The 15,891-nt window shown below is 74.1% G+C and carries 12 protein-coding genes; 8 read left to right on the forward strand and 4 right to left on the reverse strand.

Annotated elements, in window-relative coordinates; genetic code table 11:
- Window positions 1-8 precede the first annotated feature (8 nt).
- A complete protein-coding gene (locus MF672_RS42435; RefSeq protein WP_242376157.1) occupies window positions 9-851 on the forward strand; it encodes an SGNH/GDSL hydrolase family protein in 843 nt (280 codons plus the stop codon).
- On the opposite strand, the gene MF672_RS42440 is transcribed toward MF672_RS42435, so the two are convergent.
- Window positions 838-2,337 (reverse strand): aromatic amino acid ammonia-lyase, encoded by a 1,500-nt coding sequence (locus MF672_RS42440; protein ID WP_242376156.1) that lies wholly within the window; start codon window positions 2,335-2,337, stop codon window positions 838-840. The genes MF672_RS42435 and MF672_RS42440 overlap by 14 nt on opposite strands.
- A gap of 62 nt (window positions 2,338-2,399) precedes the next feature.
- On the opposite strand from MF672_RS42440, the gene MF672_RS42445 reads away from it, so the two are divergent.
- The 7 genes from MF672_RS42445 (at window position 2,400) to MF672_RS42475 (ending at window position 13,465) form a co-directional block, all read left to right on the forward strand.
- Entirely contained in the window at window positions 2,400-3,956 is a 1,557-nt protein-coding gene (locus MF672_RS42445; RefSeq protein ID WP_242376155.1) for an NAD(P)-binding domain-containing protein, read from the forward strand.
- Entirely contained in the window at window positions 3,946-5,430 is a 1,485-nt protein-coding gene (locus MF672_RS42450) for a class I adenylate-forming enzyme family protein (RefSeq protein WP_242376154.1), read from the forward strand. Before MF672_RS42445 ends, MF672_RS42450 begins: the two co-directional genes overlap by 11 nt.
- A 144-nt stretch (window positions 5,431-5,574) precedes the next feature.
- The gene (locus MF672_RS42455; RefSeq protein WP_242376153.1) at window positions 5,575-7,038 is read left to right on the forward strand and encodes a ricin-type beta-trefoil lectin domain protein; all 1,464 of its coding nucleotides are present in this window, start codon (window positions 5,575-5,577) and stop codon (window positions 7,036-7,038) included.
- 67 nt (window positions 7,039-7,105) lie between these two features.
- Complete coding sequence (locus MF672_RS42460) at window positions 7,106-8,374, forward strand: SGNH/GDSL hydrolase family protein (RefSeq protein WP_242376152.1); 1,269 nt, start codon at window positions 7,106-7,108, stop codon at window positions 8,372-8,374.
- Between the two features lie 125 nt (window positions 8,375-8,499).
- The gene (locus MF672_RS42465) at window positions 8,500-10,287 is read left to right on the forward strand and encodes an ATP-binding cassette domain-containing protein (protein WP_242376151.1); all 1,788 of its coding nucleotides are present in this window, start codon (window positions 8,500-8,502) and stop codon (window positions 10,285-10,287) included.
- A complete protein-coding gene (locus MF672_RS42470) occupies window positions 10,284-12,056 on the forward strand; it encodes an ABC transporter ATP-binding protein (RefSeq protein WP_242376150.1) in 1,773 nt (590 codons plus the stop codon). Before MF672_RS42465 ends, MF672_RS42470 begins: the two co-directional genes overlap by 4 nt.
- Window positions 12,057-12,073: 17 nt before the next feature.
- On the forward strand, window positions 12,074-13,465 hold the full coding sequence (locus tag MF672_RS42475) for a WD40 repeat domain-containing protein (RefSeq protein ID WP_242376149.1): 1,392 nt from the start codon (window positions 12,074-12,076) through the stop codon (window positions 13,463-13,465).
- 18 nt (window positions 13,466-13,483) lie between these two features.
- Here MF672_RS42475 and MF672_RS42480 read toward each other — a convergent pair whose 3' ends face one another.
- The 3 genes from MF672_RS42480 to MF672_RS42490 form a co-directional block, all read right to left on the reverse strand.
- Window positions 13,484-14,674, reverse strand: coding sequence for a DUF2786 domain-containing protein (locus MF672_RS42480; protein WP_242376148.1), 1,191 nt, complete (start codon window positions 14,672-14,674; stop codon window positions 13,484-13,486).
- A gap of 81 nt (window positions 14,675-14,755) precedes the next feature.
- On the reverse strand, window positions 14,756-15,307 hold the full coding sequence (locus MF672_RS42485) for an EF-hand domain-containing protein (protein ID WP_242376147.1): 552 nt from the start codon (window positions 15,305-15,307) through the stop codon (window positions 14,756-14,758).
- A complete protein-coding gene (locus MF672_RS42490) occupies window positions 15,288-15,839 on the reverse strand; it encodes a nuclear transport factor 2 family protein (RefSeq protein ID WP_247815714.1) in 552 nt (183 codons plus the stop codon). The genes MF672_RS42485 and MF672_RS42490 overlap by 20 nt, the downstream gene beginning before the upstream one ends.
- Window positions 15,840-15,891: the final 52 nt, after the last annotated feature.

The following is a 15,891-nucleotide window of genomic DNA, read 5'->3' on the forward strand; positions in this document are numbered from 1 at the left end:
GCGGGCACTTGCGACACAACGGCGACATGCCGGTGGAGGCGCCGGGACAGCTCGGCGGCACCGTCGGAGCCATGACCGTGACCATGACCACGACACGAACCCTCGCCCTCGGCCTGGCCGCGCTGCTGCTGACCGCCGCCTGCGCCGGCACCCCGGACGCGAGCGGCACCCCGGACGCGAGCGGCCCGCCGGCCGGGCCCGGCGCGTCCGGGCCCGCCAGGGTGCTGTTCCTCGGCGACTCCGTCGCGGCCGGCGAGGCGCTGCCCCTGGCGGCCGCGTTCGAGGCCGGCGGCGTCGCCTTCACCTCCCTCGCCGCGGACGGCGGCGGGAACGTCGTCGGCCCCTTCGCGGACCGGAACTGGGAGAAGCTGCCCGGCCGGATCGCCGCCGCCCGCCCGACGGTGGTGATCTACCAGCTCACCACCTACGACTGGGGCGGCCCGGGGGAGCAGCGCGCGGCCTACGACAGGCTCCTGGCCACGGTGAGCGGGGCCGGCGCGAAGCTCGTCCTCCTCACCTCCCCGCCGATCAGGCCCGACGACTTCTACCGGCCGCACCTGGCCGACCTGAACCGCGCACCCGGCGTCGCCAGGAAGGTCGCGGCCGCCTCCGCCGGCCGGGCGGCCTTCCTCGACGCGGCCGCCGTGTGGGGCGGCGCCTACCGGCGGGTCAGGGACGGGATGCCCGACCGCAGCGCCGACGGCATCCACACCTGCCCGCAGGGCGCCGCCCGCTTCACCGTCTGGCTGCTGAAGGAGCTGGCGAAGCTGTACCCGGGCTTCACGCCCCCGCCGCCGCGGTCCTGGGCCGGCGCGGGCTGGTCCGCGGACCGGCACTTCACCGGCTGCTGACCAGCAGGGCGGCGGCCCGGCGGACGTCGGCGTCGAGCGGGCGGTCGGGGTCGATCGGGGGGACCGCCTCGGACAACGCGCCGAGCAGGGCGGCGCAGGACGGCGAGGTGGGGCGGCGGGCGCCGACGTGGGCGGCCTGGCGCAGGCCCACCGCCAGGGAGCCGCACAGGAGGGCGAGCAGCGCGGCCATGTCGTAGGCCCGCAACGCCGCCTGGGTGCCGAAGGGCACCACATCCTGGTTGTGCAGGTTCGTCGGCAGGCTCTGCGTGCCGGCGGGCAGGGCGGCGTGGCGCAGCTCGGCCACGAGGGCGGTCGTGGCGAGCTGCACGCCCTGCATGCCGTGCTGGCGGCCGGGGCCGGCGGCGAGCATCGGCGGCAGGCCGCCGTTGCGGGCCGGGTCGACGAGGAGGTCGAGCTGCCGCTCCGCGAGGTTGCCGAGCTGGGCGGTGACCATCGCCAGGACGTCGGAGGCGAACGCGGCCGGCTGGCCGAAGAAGTTGCCGCCGTGCACCACCAGGTCGTCGTCAGGGAAGAACAGCGGGTTGTCGCTCACGCTGGACAGGTCGGCCGCGACGACGCCGTCGGCGTAGCGCAGGGCGTCCTCGGCCGCGCCCAGCAGCTGCGGGGAGCAGCGGATGCTGTACGGCTCCTGCAGCGCCCGCGTGCCCGACGGGGTGATCCCGGCCAGCGTCGCCCGCATGCCGGCGGCGACGTCGATCGCGCCGCGGTGGCCGTAGGCGTCCATCAGGCGCGGGTCGAGGAAGCCCGGGTCGCAGCCGAGCAGGTCGGCCAGCAGGCAGGTGAGCGCCTGCAGCGCCCGGTGGGAGGCGCGGACGGAGTCCAGGGCCAGGGCGGTCGCCGCCGTGGTGAGCGAGGTGCCGTTGACGAGCGCGAGCGCGTCGCGGCCGTCGAGCGTCAGCGGGGTCAGCCCGCATTCGCGCAGCGCCTCGGCCGCCGGCTTGCGCCGCCCGCCCGCGTACGCCTCCCCCCTGCCGCGCAGCGCCTGGGCGGCGTACGCGAGGGGGATCAGGTCGCCGCTCGCGCCGACCGAGCCGTAACGCGGGACCGCCGGGACGAACGTGGTCGCGAACATCGCGGCGAGCCCGTCCACGACGTGCGCCGAGACCCCGGACACGCCCTGGGCCAGGGACCGCGCGCGGACGAGGAGGGCGGCCCGGCACACGGCGTGGTCCAGGTCGGGGCCCTGGCCCGCGCCCAGGTGGGCCAGGGTGTTGTCGCACTGGTCGGCCTGCTCCTGCCTGCCGGGGAAGCCGACGAGCGCGCCGAAGCCGGTGGTGGCGCCGTACACCGGGCGTTCCTCCTCGCTCAGCACGTCGCGCAGGAAGTCGCGGCCGCGCTCGACGCGGGCGCGCACCCCGTCGCCGGCCAGGACGGCGACCGGCGTCGCGGCGCGGCGCAGGTCGGCGGCCGTCAGCGGGGCATCGAGGCTGATACTGGTGCTGGTCAGGCTTTCGGCTGCGGTCATGCCCCTGACGCTAGGCCCGGATTCTCAGAAACCTCTGAGATTGCGTTCGTAGCGTCCGACGCATGGCGCACGACTACCTGATCATCGGTGCCGGGCCGGCCGGGCTGCAGCTGGCCGCCCTCCTCGAACGCGACGGTCATGACTATGTCGTCCTGGAACGCGGGGCCGGTCCCGGAACCTTCTTCACGAGGTTCCCGCGGCACCGCCAGCTGATCTCCATCAACAAGGTCCACACCGGGTACGCGGATCCGGAGCTGCGGCTTCGGATGGACTGGAACTCGCTGCTCAGCGACGATCCGGAGCTGCTGTTCACCCGCTACAGCGAGCGGTACTTCCCGCAGGCCGACGACCTCGTGCGCTACCTGGCCGACTTCGCGCGGGCGACCGGCGCGCGGGTGAGCTACGGCGCCGACGTCGTACGGATCGGCCGTGACGAAGACGGGTTCACCGCGACCGGCCGGGACGGGCGCTCGTGGCGCGCCCGCCGCCTCGTCATGGCCACCGGCGTCTCCGAGCTGTACGTCCCGCCGATCCCCGGCATCGAGACCGCCGAGCGCTACGACACGTTCGAGCCGGACCCGCGCTCCTTCACCGGGCAGCGGGTCCTCATCATCGGCAAGGGCAACTCGGGCTTCGAGACCGCGGACGCGCTGATGGAGCGGGCGGCGGTCATCCACGTCGCCGGGCCGCACTCCATCAGGATGGCCTGGCAGTCGCACTACGTCGGGCACCTGCGCGCGGTGAACAACAACTTCCTCGACAGCTACCAGCTCAAGTCGCAGAACTCCGTCCTGGACGGCACGGTGGAGAGCATCGAACGCCGCGACGACGGCACGTACCGGGTGCTGTTCCGCTACGCGCGCACCGTGGAGGCGCTGCGGGAGCTGCACTACGACCGGGTGATCGCGTGCACGGGGTTCCGGTTCGACGCGTCGGTGTTCGACGACGGCTGCCGTCCGCCGCTGGTGATCGACGACCGGTTCCCGGAGCAGACGCCCGCGTACGAGTCGACCGGCGTGCCCGGCCTGTACTTCACCGGCACCCTCACCCAGGCGCGCGACTTCAAGAACTCCACCAACGGCTTCATCCACGGCTTCCGGTACGGGACCCGCGCCCTGTACCGCATCCTGGCCGCCCGCCACCACGGCACCCCCTGGCCCGCCCGGCAGGTGGCGGCGGCCCCCGACGCGATCAGCGACGCGATCATCGCCAGGGTGAACCGGTCCTCGGCGCTGTGGCAGCAGTTCGGCGTGCTCGGCGACGTGGTCTCGGTGGCGGCCGGCGGCGTCGCGCTGTACCAGGAGGAGGTGCCGGTGGCGTACGTCGCCGACGGCGGCCTCGGGCCCGCCGGGCACCGGTTCGTCGTCACGCTGGAGTACGGGAAGGACCACGACGTCACGGACCCGTTCGACATCTCGGTCCCGCGCGTCACCGAGAACGACGCCGCCAACGCCCACGACGCGAGCTACCTGCACCCGGTGGTGCGCCACTACCGCGACGGCGCGCTCGCCGGGGTCCACCACCTCGCCGAGAACCTGGACAACGAGTGGGACCTGCCGATGGTGCACCAGCAGCCCCTGGTCGTCTTCGTCAAGGAGTGCCTGGCCGATGCCGGCTGAGGCGAGGCCGGGCGAACCGTACCCGGGGCCGGTCCTGGACCTCCTGGCCGCCGCGGGGGACCGGACCGTGTTCGAGCACGGCGCCCGCGCCGTCAGCGGCGCGCGGATGCTCGGGCTCGTCCGGCGGGTCGCGGCGGGCCTGCGCGCGGCCGGGCTCGGCCCGGGGGACGGGGTCGCCCTGCGGCTCGGCGTCACGCCCGAGGCGTTCGCCGCGGTCATCGCCGGTCACGTCGTGGGGGCCCGGGTCGTCGGCGTACGGCCCGGGCTGCCCCCCGCCCAGCTGCGCCACGTGCTCCACCAGGACGTCACCGCGGTCGTCGCCGACGACGGGACCGGCACACTCGCCCTCGCCGACCTCCTGGCCACCCCTGACGAGGGCGGCCGGCCCCAGCCGTCCGGCCGCCCCGGCGACGTCGCCCGCCTGCTGTACACCAGCGGCAGCACCGGCACCCCCAAGGCATGCGCGCAGACGTACGCCGCCATGAGCGCGGCCTGGACGGCCCGGCCCGAGGCGTGGCCGCCGGCGATCAGGGAGCTGGCCTCCCGGTTGCGGCGCTACCTCGTGTTCGGCTCGCTGAGCAGCCAGGTGATGATGGAGTACGGCGTCCTGACCCTGGCGGCGGGCGGCACCATGGTCGTCGCCGACCCGCCGGCGTTCCCGGAGGCGATCACCGGGCTCGGGGCCACGGCGAGCGTCATCACCGTGCCCCGCCTGTACCAGTTGGTCGCCGCGCAGCGGCGCCGGCCGGCCGACCTGAGCAGCCTGCGGGCGCTCATGGTGTCCGGTTCGCCACTGGCGGCGTCGCGGCTGCGCGAGGCGCTCGACGTGCTGGGCCCGGTCGTGTTCCACGGCTACGGCCAGACGGAGACCGGCACCATCTCCATGGCCACGCCGTGGGACGTCCCGCCGTCGGTCGGGTTCCCCCCGGACGTCGTCGACGTCGTGGTGCGGGGCCCGGACGGCCGCCCGGTCCCGCCCGGGGTGGACGGCGAGCTGTACGTCCGCACCCCCGCCCAGGCCGCCGGCTACTGGAACGACCCCGGCCGGAGCGCCGAGGTCTTCGTGGACGGCTGGGTGCGCACCCGGGACCTGGGCCACTTCGACGCGGACGGCCGCCTGTACCTGACCGGCCGCACCCGGGACGTCGTCATCGTCAACGCGAACCTGTACTACACCGGCCCCATCGAGCGCGTCCTCGCCGCCGCGCCCGGCGTCGCGGAGGCGTACGTGGTCGCCGCCCCGGACGAGGAGACCGGCGAGGCGGCGCACGCCTTCGTGGTCCCGGCGGCGGACCGGGTCCCCGACCTGGACGCGCTGCGCGAGCTGGTCGGCGAGCGCCTCGGCGGCGCCTGCGTGCCCGCGACGATCACCGTCGTCGACGAGGTCCCGGTGGGCCCGGGCGGCAAGCCGGACAAACGCCTGCTGCTGCCCGCGATCCCGCGCCCGGAGGACGGCCCCGTACGGCTCGCCTGACCGGGCCGCGGGGCCGGCCGGGCGCGGAGGTCTTTCCCCGGGCCTGTGTTAGCGCTAACTTGGCGGTGCGAGACGGATTTCCCTCCGGGCGGGCGTCAACGATCACACGCGGGTCACCGCGACGACGCACGAGAAGGGTTTCCCATGGACCGATCCCGAGCCAGGCGGCTGCTCACCGGGCTGGCGGCGCTGGCGCTCCTCCCGATCGCCACGGCCGCCTTACGGCCGGCGCCCGCGGCGGCCGCGACCAGCCAGTTCCGCGGCATGAACTGGGCGGTGCCGGGCGACAACTTCAGCACCGGCCCGCTCGTCGTGGACGCCCTCAGCGGCTCCGACAGCTACGCCACGGTGCAGGCCAAGGCCAACGCGCTCTACGACGACATGCAGGCGACACTCGGCGTGAACACGGTCCGGCTGCCGATCAACACCCACACCGTCGGCACCGCCTGGTGGAACGCCTACCGCGGCGCCGTCGACGCCGCCACGGCGCGCGGCTGGAAGGTCATCCTCGCCTACTGGGAGGACGGCGCGGCCTCCGGAGGCCGCGTCACCAACCTGCCGGCGTGGCACTCGATGTGGTCCACCGTGACCTCCCAGTACGGCTCGAACGGCCTGGTGTACTTCGAGCCGATGAACGAGCCGCACGGCTACAGCTCGGCCGAGTGGCGCGACCTCGCCGCCGCCTGGCTGAACGCCCACCCCTCGGCCCCGCCGGGCCGGGTGCTGGTCGGCGGCACCGGCTACAGCCAGGACCTCCGCGACCTGTGCGGCGACGCGCGTTTCGCGGGCACGCTGTTCTCGTTCCACCACTACGCGTTCTTCTACCCGGCCAACACCTACGACGGCTGGCGGTCCCACGTCCAGACCCGCCTCGGCGCCTGCGCCTCGCGGGCGGTCGTCACCGAGTTCGGGGCCCCGATGAACAACGGCCTGAACTACGCCGACCCCAGCAGCACGGACAACTTCGTCCGTCACATCCGCGCCGTCACCCAGGTGATGCGGGACAACGCCATGGGCGGCACCTACTGGCCGGCCATCGGCGGCAAGCCCGGCGACATCGGCTACGACTGGTACTCGATGTACGCCAGGAGCGGCAGCGGCACCGACCAGAACCTCACGATCCGCAACCAGTCCGGCGCGAACCGGCTGCGCTACGGCTGGGGTGACGCCGTCGACGGCGGCGGTGGCCCGGCGCCGACGACCCGGATCGTCAACCAGAACTCCGGCAAGTGCGCCGACGTCCTGCAGGCCTCGACCGCGAACGCCGCCGAGGTCGTCCAGTACACCTGCACCGGAGCCGCCAACCAGCAGTGGCAGCTCCGCGACCTCGGCAACGGCTACCACAACATCGTGGCGCAGCACTCCGGCAAGTGCCTCGACGTGAGCAACGCCTCCACCGCGAACAACGCGGCCGTCATCCAGTACACCTGCGGCACCGGCGCCAACCAGCAGTGGCAGCTCCGCGCCGTGCCCGGCACGGGCCACGTCGAGATCGTCGCCCGGCACTCGGGCAAGTGCCTCGACGTGTCCGGCCAGTCCACGGCGGACAGCGCCCGCCTCCAGCAGTACACCTGCTGGGGCGGCGCCAACCAGCACTGGGACACGTGAGCCCGCGCCCGGCCGGAGCGCGTGATCACCCGTTGACGCCGTCGCCGCGGCATGTTGTGATCCACTCATGCGTAGGCTCCTCCCGCGTGCCGCCGCGGTCGCCGTGCTCCTGGCCGGCGCGGCGGGCATCCAAGTCGCGCACGGCGGACCGGCGCAGGCGGCCCTGCCCACCGCGCTGCCCACCGCCGCCGTCGCGCTCGGCGACAGCTTCGTCAGCGGGGAGGGCGCGGGCGACTACCAGCCCGTCGTCGACACCGCCGGCACGGCGCAGGGCTTCCCCGGCTGGTCGGCGCCCAACAGCAACGCCTACTTCTGCCACCGCTCGGCCAACGCCTCGGTGTTCGCGGCGTCGCTCCCGGGCATCCAGCAACGCTTCAACCTCGCGTGCTCCGGCGCCCAGCCCGCCGACATCGCCAGCCCCTCGAACGCCCGGCCCGAGGGCCGCGCCGTCGCCGCGCAACTCGACCAGCTGCGCGCCGTCGCCCAGACGCACGACATCGACGTCGTCCTCGTCGGCCTCGGCTCCAACAACAGCCAGTTCACCTTCGGCGACGTGGCCACGCTGTGCGCCAACCGCTTCATCGCCGACGCCTGGACGGGCTGGTGGGAGTTCTGGGCCTACCTCAACGGCGAGGTGCCGCAGAAGCCCTGCACCGCCGCCGACCTCGCCACCGACGCCGAGGTCGGCACCGCCACCGCCGAGACCACCGCGGCCCTGCGCCAGATCCTCGACACCCTCGACCAGGTCGACGCCGACGGCGCCCACCAGGTGATCCTGCAGACCTACACCAACCCGCTGCCGCCCGACCTCGCCGAGCCGTACCACGAGGAGGACGGCCGCACCGACACCCGCGACAAGTTCCGCGCCCTCGGCGCCGAGCGCTACGCCGCCGGATGCCCGATCCACCGGGCGAGCCTCGCCCCTGGCCACGAGTTCTCCCAGAACCTCGGCACCCTGGTCAGGAACGCGCAGGCCACGCTGGCGGCCGAACGCCCGGCGGCCGACGTGCGCGTGCTCGACGTCCAGCAGGCGTTCGACGGGGCCCGGCTCTGCGAGAACCCGGGCAGCCCGGCGGGCGCGCTCGCGACCCCGATCCGGGTGCAGGACGGGCCGTCCGGCACGTTCATCACCAGCCTGTCCGGCTGGGACAAGATCGGCATCCAGCGGGCGGCGAACACCTGCGTCACCTACTTCCAGACCTGCCAGGAGTCGTGGCACCCCAACGCGGCGGGCCACGCGGTCCTCGGCCAGTGCCTGGCCGGCGCCTCCGCGGCGGCGCCCCGCTCCGTCGTCACGTGCGCCCGCGAAGCGGACGGCACCCTCACCATCTCCTGACGCGGCCGCACGCATAAATCGCGTTGCGGCGAGGCGGTCCCCGGCGGCAGTGTTTGTCGCGACGCGGGCCGACGCCTCCGGAGCACGGGGCCGAGCAGGGCGACCGCCGTCCGTCAGGAGGAACGATGCCGAGCGCCCGCGTCACCCGCGTGCCCGCCCTGGTCAGGTACGCCTTCGCGCAGGCGCCGCTCATGGCCGCCCTGACCGCGGTCCTGGCCGTCCTCGCCGGCGCGGCGCCCGTCGGGATCACCGTCGGGCTCGGCGAACTGGCGGGCGGGCTCACCACCGCGATCGGCCGCGGCCTGGACACGCCGGAGGCGCGCGCGTGCTACCGGTGGATCGCCGTCGTCGTCGTGTTGTTCCTCCTCACCCACCTCGCCGAGTCCGCGCGCACCGTCCTCGGCCGGGCCCTCGGCCGCCGGGTGACCGGCCGGCTGGGCGAGCGGGTGATGACGGCCGTCTCCGAGCCCGCGACGATCGGCCACCTGGAGGACCCCGCCTACCTCGACCGGATCGCCCGGGCCCGGGGCGAGGGAGCCATCGACATGCCGCCCGGAGAAGCCCTCTTCGGACTGTCCACCAAGACCTCGACGTGGGTCACCGCCGTCGGCTCGGCGGCGCTGCTCGCCGGCCTCGACCTGGCGCTCGGGACCGTCGTCCTCGTGGTCTTCGCCGCGATCCACTTCCGGCTGGTCAGGAACTACCGGATCGCCGTCGTGGAGAACGTGAGCCAGACGCGCAAGCTCCGGCGCACGGCGTACCTGCGGGACGTGCCGACCACGCCGGGCCCCGCCCGGGAGGTCCGCCTCTTCGGCCTCACGGCGTTCTTCCGCGACGCCTACCGGTCCCAGTGGCGGGCGAACATGGCCGAGGTCTGGCGCCGGCGGCGCGAACACGACCTGTTCGTCGTCGTCGTGGTCGTGACCACCGGCGTCACCGTGGCGGCGGTCTTCCACCAGCTGGCACACCGGGCCGCCGCCGGCGACTCGACGGTGGCGGACCTGACCATCGGCGGGCTCGCCGTCCGCGCGCTGCTGCAACTGTTGCGGGCGGACGAGGACGAGCTCCGCGTCGGCTTCGGCTCGCGGGCGGCCGCCGAGGCCCTCGCCTTCCCGGCCGTGACGGGGCGGGCGGACCCGGCGCCGGTCGCCGAGCCGCCGGACGCCACGATCTCCGTCAAGGACCTGCGCTTCCGCTACCCCGGCGCCACGAGCGAGGTGCTGCACGGCATCGACCTCGACATCCCCGCCGGCCAGTCGCTGGCCGTCGTGGGGCTCAACGGGGCCGGCAAGACGACGCTCACCCGGCTGCTCGCCGGCCTCGACGCGCCGGGCGGGGGCTGCGTACGCGTCGGCGGGACCCGGATCGACGAGGCCAACCGGCGGGCCTGGCAGCGGCAGGTCGTCGCGGTCTTCCAGGACTTCGGCCGGTACCGGCTGCCGATCCGGGACAACATCGCCTTCGGCTCCCTCGCCCACGCCGACGACGACGAGGGCCTGCGCGCGGTGGCCGCGCAGGCCGGGCTCCAGGAGTTCATCGAACGGCTCCCGAACGGCTGGGACACCGTGCCGGCCGACGCCTCGGGCGGCGAATGGCAGCGCATCGCCATCGCCCGCGCCCTGTTCGGCCTGCGGCACGGCGCCCGGCTGCTGATCATGGACGAGCCGGCCGCCGCCCTCGACGCCCGCGCCGAGGCCCAGCTCTACGACACCTTCCACGAGCTGACGGCCGGCGCCACGACGGTCGCCGTCTCCCACCGGTTCGCGACCGTGCGCAAGGCGCAGCGGGTGGTGGTGCTCGAGGACGGCCGGATCATCGAGGACGGCCCGCACGAGGCCCTGATCGAGGCCGGCGGCCGGTACGCCGAGCTGTTCCGGCTCCAGGCGGAGCGTTTCCAGGGGGCCTCGTCGTGACCGGCCCGCTGCGTCTCGTCCTCACCCTCGGGCCCCGTACCGACCTGGCCAGGACCCCGGTCGTCGTGGCGGTGGCGATCCTGGAGCAGGCGACCGGGGTCGGCCTCGCGGTCCTGCTCGGACTGTTCAGCGAGGCGGCGAGCCGGCACGCGACGAGCTCGGTGCTGGTGCTGTCGCTGTGCCTGGCCGTGTTCGTGATGCTCACCCAGGGCACGTTCATCGCCGGCTACTTCACCCGGCTCCGCCTGTCGGAGGAGATCCAGCACGAGACCGAGCGCCGCTTCATCGACGTGGCCGGCACGACGCCGACGCTGGAGATCCACGAGCGTCCCGGCCGCGCCGCCAGGGCGGCCGCGGTCCGCGCCGGTCGCGCCGACCTCCGCGAGGGCTTCGACCGGGTGCTGTGGCTGGCCGGGGCCGCGCTGGTCTGGGTGGCGTCGGCCGTCCTGATGGCCGCGGTCGTCCCGATCCTCGCGGTCCTGCCGCTCTTCGCCGTCCCCGTGCTGCTGGCCACCCGGAGGGCCGACCGCGAGCGCGGCGCGGCCGTCGAGCGGGCGGCGCCGCGTACCAGGCTGGCCGAGCACCTGTTCACGCTGGCGGCCACGGCCGGGCACGGCCGCGAGACCCGGCTGTTCGGGCTGGCGGGCGAGCTACGCCGGCGGCACCGCGAGCAGTGGGACCGCGGCGGCCGCGACATCCTCGTGGCCGAGCTGCGGTCCCGGGTACCGCTCGCGCTGGCCTGGGTAGTGTTCGTGCTGGCCTACGCGGCCGCGATCGCCCTGATGGTGCGGGCCGGGCTGACCGGTGACGCCTCGCTCGGCCTCATCGTCGCGGCCGCCGCGGTCAGCAGCCAGATCGTCGGGCAGGCGCAGGCCCTGCTGAGCCAGCTCTCCTGGGTGGCCGCGTCGGTGCGGGCCGCGCGGGTGTTCCTGCAGGTCGTCGAGGAAGGCGCCGCGGAACGGGCGGCCGTCGTGCCGGCCGCGCCGGCGGCGGTCCCGTCCCGGCTGGAGCGCGGCATCACGCTGGAGGGGCTCGGGTTCCGGTACGGGGACCGGGACCGGCCCGCGCTGAGCGGGATCGACCTCGAACTGCCGGCCGGCTCCGTGGTGGCCCTGGTCGGCGAGAACGGCGCGGGCAAGTCCACCCTGGTGAAGCTGCTGTGCGGCCTCTACCGGCCGGCTGCGGGCCGCGTCCTGGTGGACGGGACCGATCTCGCCCGGTTCGCCCCTGAGCAGTGGCGGGCCCGGGTCACGGCGGCCTTCCAGGACCCGGACCACCTGGAGCTGCGGCTGGGGGAGTCGGTCGGGCTGGGCTCGCTGGAGCACGGCGACGATCCGGAACGCGTCCTGGAGGCGTTGCGGACGGCCGGCGGCGACCGCTTGCTGGACGCGCTGCCGGACGGGCTCCACACCCGGCTCGGCCGGACGTCGTGGGACGGCGAGGGGTTGTCCGGCGGTCAGTGGCAGACGGTCGCGAACGCCCGCGCCGCGATGCGGCGGGAGCCGTTGCTGCGGATCCTGGACGAGCCGACCGCCAGCCTGGACGCCCGGGCCGAGGAGTGGCTGTTCCAGCGGTACGCCGGCGCGAGCCGGCTGCCGGGAGGCGTCACCGTCCTGGTCACGCACCGCCTCACGACCGCCCGGGCGGCCGACCTCATCGTCGTCCTGGACGGCGGCAGGGTCGCCGAGACCGGCACCCACGACGCGCTGAGCCGCTCCGGCGGGCTCTACGCCGAGTTGTTCCGCCTGCAGGCGCGTTACTTTGTCTAGGCATGGAGGAGAGAGACATGTCGGATGCGTCGAGCAATGCCCGAACGCGCACCGGCCTGCTCTCCGGACGCCTTCTCATCTGGCCGGCTCTGGCCGGGCTGTGCCTGGGGATCGGCATACTCGTCCACCAGAGCCGGACCGACGGGTCCGACGCCTACGCCATCGCCCTCGACGGCGCCGGCAAGCGCAACTCCGACTGGTACGCCGCGAAGCTGCTGGGCTACGTCTCGGTCCAGCTCCACGCCGACCCCTACACGAGGTCGGCGTTGGAGGACACCCTCGTCGCGGAGCGCAGAGGATCGCTCCCGGGGAGCGCCACCGTCGTCGATGTCGCGCTGGACGCGGACGGCGAGGTCGCCCTGGTGTCCGACGCCGTCGAGGGCACCGGGATCTGGCACCTGAAGCAGGACGCCACGACCGACCGGGAGAACCTTCAGGGCACCCGCGGCGTCATGCTCGATGACGAGTCCGGGCCGGTGGCCCTTTCCCCCGACGGACGGGTCGCGGTCGCCGGCGACAGCGCCGGCGGCGACATCACGATGTGGGACCTCGGCGACCCCGACGAACCGGCGAAGACGGCCGTCCGGGTGGGCGGCTACCAGGCGGACCTGCTCGACCTGTCCTTGAGCGCCGACGGGAAGACCTTGTTCGCCGGCTTCGGGAACGGGTCGGTGGAGATCTGGCAGCTTCCCACCGGCACCGGGCAGCAGCCGAGACTGTTGTCGCGCACGCGCGAGCACGCCTCCGGCGTGCACAGCCTGGCGGCCGGCGACGACGGCCGCCTGCTGCTCACCGTCAGCGACGACGCCGCGGTGACATGGCTCCTGGCCGACCGGACGCACCCCTCCGTGGCCACGAAACTCATCAGCGCGGAGCTGGATCCCGGAACGCGCTCGTGGTCCAGCGGGGCGCTCAGCGCCGACGGCCGGCGGGCGATCATCGGCGGAGCCGTCTACGACCTCACCGACCCGCGACGGCCCGTCCGGCTGGGCGCTCTCCCCATACCGCCGGAACCCGGAACATCGGTGGCGATCTCTCGCGACGGGTCTGTCGCGGCGACCGTCCACGACGAACCGGGCGACACCTCCGGCCGCGACCCGGTCGTCGTCTGGGGCCTGCGCGACGCTTCCGTACCGGCCGAGCTGGCCACCCTCAGGGCCCCTGACTCGGGATTCTGGCGCGTGGCCATGAGCGCGAACGGCCAGGTGGTCACGGCGGGGACCAGGACGGACGGCGGGTACTCGTGGCTGCTCCCGGCGTTCCGGAACGGCCTGATCAGGGACGCCTGCGTCGGCGCGGGCCTGATCAGACCCGACCCGGAGTACTGGAAGACGATCAGCGGCGCTCCGCGGCCGGACCTCCTCGACGACGAGCCGTTCGCGATATGCCCCCGGCTCGACGAGAAATGATGCGGTGATGCCCGCGCGCTACCGGTCGCGCGTCCCGAGGCTGGCCCGGTCGGCGGCGGTACGGCCCGCCGCCCAGCCCTCCCGGTCCCAGGACGTGCGGACCGCGTGCGAGACCAGGCTCGGGAACATGCGCTCGACCGCCTGCTCCACCTCCTGCTCGCGGGCCGCCAGCACCGGCACCAGGTCGGTGCCCCGGCTGGCGCTCTCCTGCGCGACCGCGTCCGCCGTGGCCTCGGCCAGCCGCTCCCCGATCCTGGCCGCGAACGCCGACAGGAACGACTGGCGGAACGCCTTGCTCCTCGACCGGCCGGCGCCGTGCTTCTTGGTGCCCGAGTTCACCAGCGCGGTCTGCGCCTGCACCAGCAGCGAGGTGAACAGCATCTCCACCCAGGACAGGTCGGCCGCGAACCCCAGCACGGTGGCGAACCCCAGCTCCCGCGACCAGATCACCCGGCACCTGTTGGCCTCGGCGACCAGGTTGAGCAGCACGGCCTTGGGCTGCTCGTACGGCGCGTCGACGCCGACCCGGATGCCCGCCGGGGCCTCACCTCCGCCGGGCCGCGCGTCCAGCATCGCCGCGTCGATGCTGTACTTCGCCATCAGGCGCTGCGCCGCCGAGGTGAACGTCTGCGCCTCCGCCTCGTACGTCGTCGACTCCGCCTTGGCGAGCAGCGCCCGCACCCGCGCCAGCGTCTTCTCGCTGACGGTGTGCGAGCGCGCCTGGACCGTCCGGCGGGCGGCCCCGGGCGGCGGGCCCAGCGACTCCAGCCGGGGCAGGCCGGTCAGCAACCCCAGCAGTTCCAGCACGCCGGAGACGGTCATCAGCCGGCCGGCCGCCGCGCCGTCGCGCGCCTGCCGCGCCGCCAGGTAGCCGCCCTTCCACCACACCGCCGCCTCCAGGCCGGCGAGCTGGTCGCGCCAGCGCTCGTCCACCGTGGCCGGCGGGTAGGCCCGCAGCTCCCAGGCGACGAGGTCGGACGCCACCCGCCCGTGCCAGTCGCTCAGCCGCCTGGCCGCGATCCTGACCACGTCGGCCGGCTGCCAGCCGTTGCGCCACAACGCCGAGATCGCCCGGGACGCGGCCTCCAGCAGCACGCGGTCGGCGTCGTCCCGGTCGGCCAGGAAGGCGGCGGCGGCGTCGAAGGCCGCCTGATCCTCGCGGGCCAGCGCCTCCACCGCCGCGCCGATCAGCTCATTGGCCCTGCTCACATGCGCCGCCCGCCTCGTAGGAAGTCCGCCAGAACTTTACCGTGACGAACCCCCGTCCCTGCGCGAGATCAGCGGCGCGTATCAGGGCGGCGGGGGTGGCGGCTCGTACAGGCCGAAGAGCACGGCGCCGGGAGCGCTGTGATCCCGCAGCAGGAAGAACCCCTCGGCCGCGCGGACGAACTCCGCGCAGCCCACCTTCCCGTCGTTGTCGGAGTCCAGCCAGACGAACGCCTGCGCGGCCGCCGGAGCGGCGACGCCCAAGGTCGTCAGGAGCTGGTGGCACTCCATGTCGGTGACCCGGTTCTCCGGGCCGGCGCCGGCGATGGTGAGCGCGGCGTGGACGATGCCGTTCAGCGCCCGGAAGACCGGACCGGGATCGGTCAGGCAGTGCGCGATGAAGAACGTCTTCTCGTCCACCTGCTCGGAGCCGTCGCCGCCGGCGAGAAGGGCGCGCCAGTACAGGGTGTAGGCGGAGCGCAACGCGATCGTCTCATAGGCGCCGTCGCTGAGTCCGTAGTGCTGCACGAGGCGTTCGGCGAGGTGGTGGTAGTCGCCCCAGCCGAGGACGCCGTCACGGTCGGCGTCCAGGAAGGTGAAGAGCGTGCGCACCGGGTCAGTGCCGATGGCGGGCATCACGCGACTCCTGGCGGGGCTTGTCGGCCGGGGTCGTGCTCGGCGTGACCCGGCGCCACAGGTCGTCGAAGGCGACGGTGTCGTAGAAGGCCACACCCTCGACGACCTTGCCCGCGCGAACCCGCATGATCCACACGTAGCTGTTGGTGTAGGGCTTGCCGTCGTTGGCGACGCCGCGTCCGGCCCAGTACACGATCATCGTGTCCGTGTCGCAGAAGATGCGATGGACGCGGGTGGGCCGGAAGGGGGTCGGCGACCGGTCGAAGCGGGCGCCGAAGGGCTCGTAGACCTCATCGACGAACTGCTGCTTGCCGCGGTAGAGCTTGGAGACCGCCGAGCGCCCCTCGATGCGCCAGACGACGCCGGGGGCGAACACGTCGGTGATGGAGCCCTTGCCGGTCCGCCATGCCTCGAACGCGTCGCGGATCACGCGCCGGCCGGCTTGGTCGCATCCTTGCGGAGCACGCGCCGCGTGGGCGGTCAGGTCCGTTGCCAGGACAGATCCGGCGATCAGCATGAACATGCCGGACATCCGGCCCAGTGTGTTGATGAGTGTCACGGCTTCCCTCTATCAGACGTGGTCT

It is taken from the genome of Actinomadura luzonensis (assembly GCF_022664455.2).
Lineage (GTDB): Bacteria > Actinomycetota > Actinomycetes > Streptosporangiales > Streptosporangiaceae > Nonomuraea > Nonomuraea luzonensis.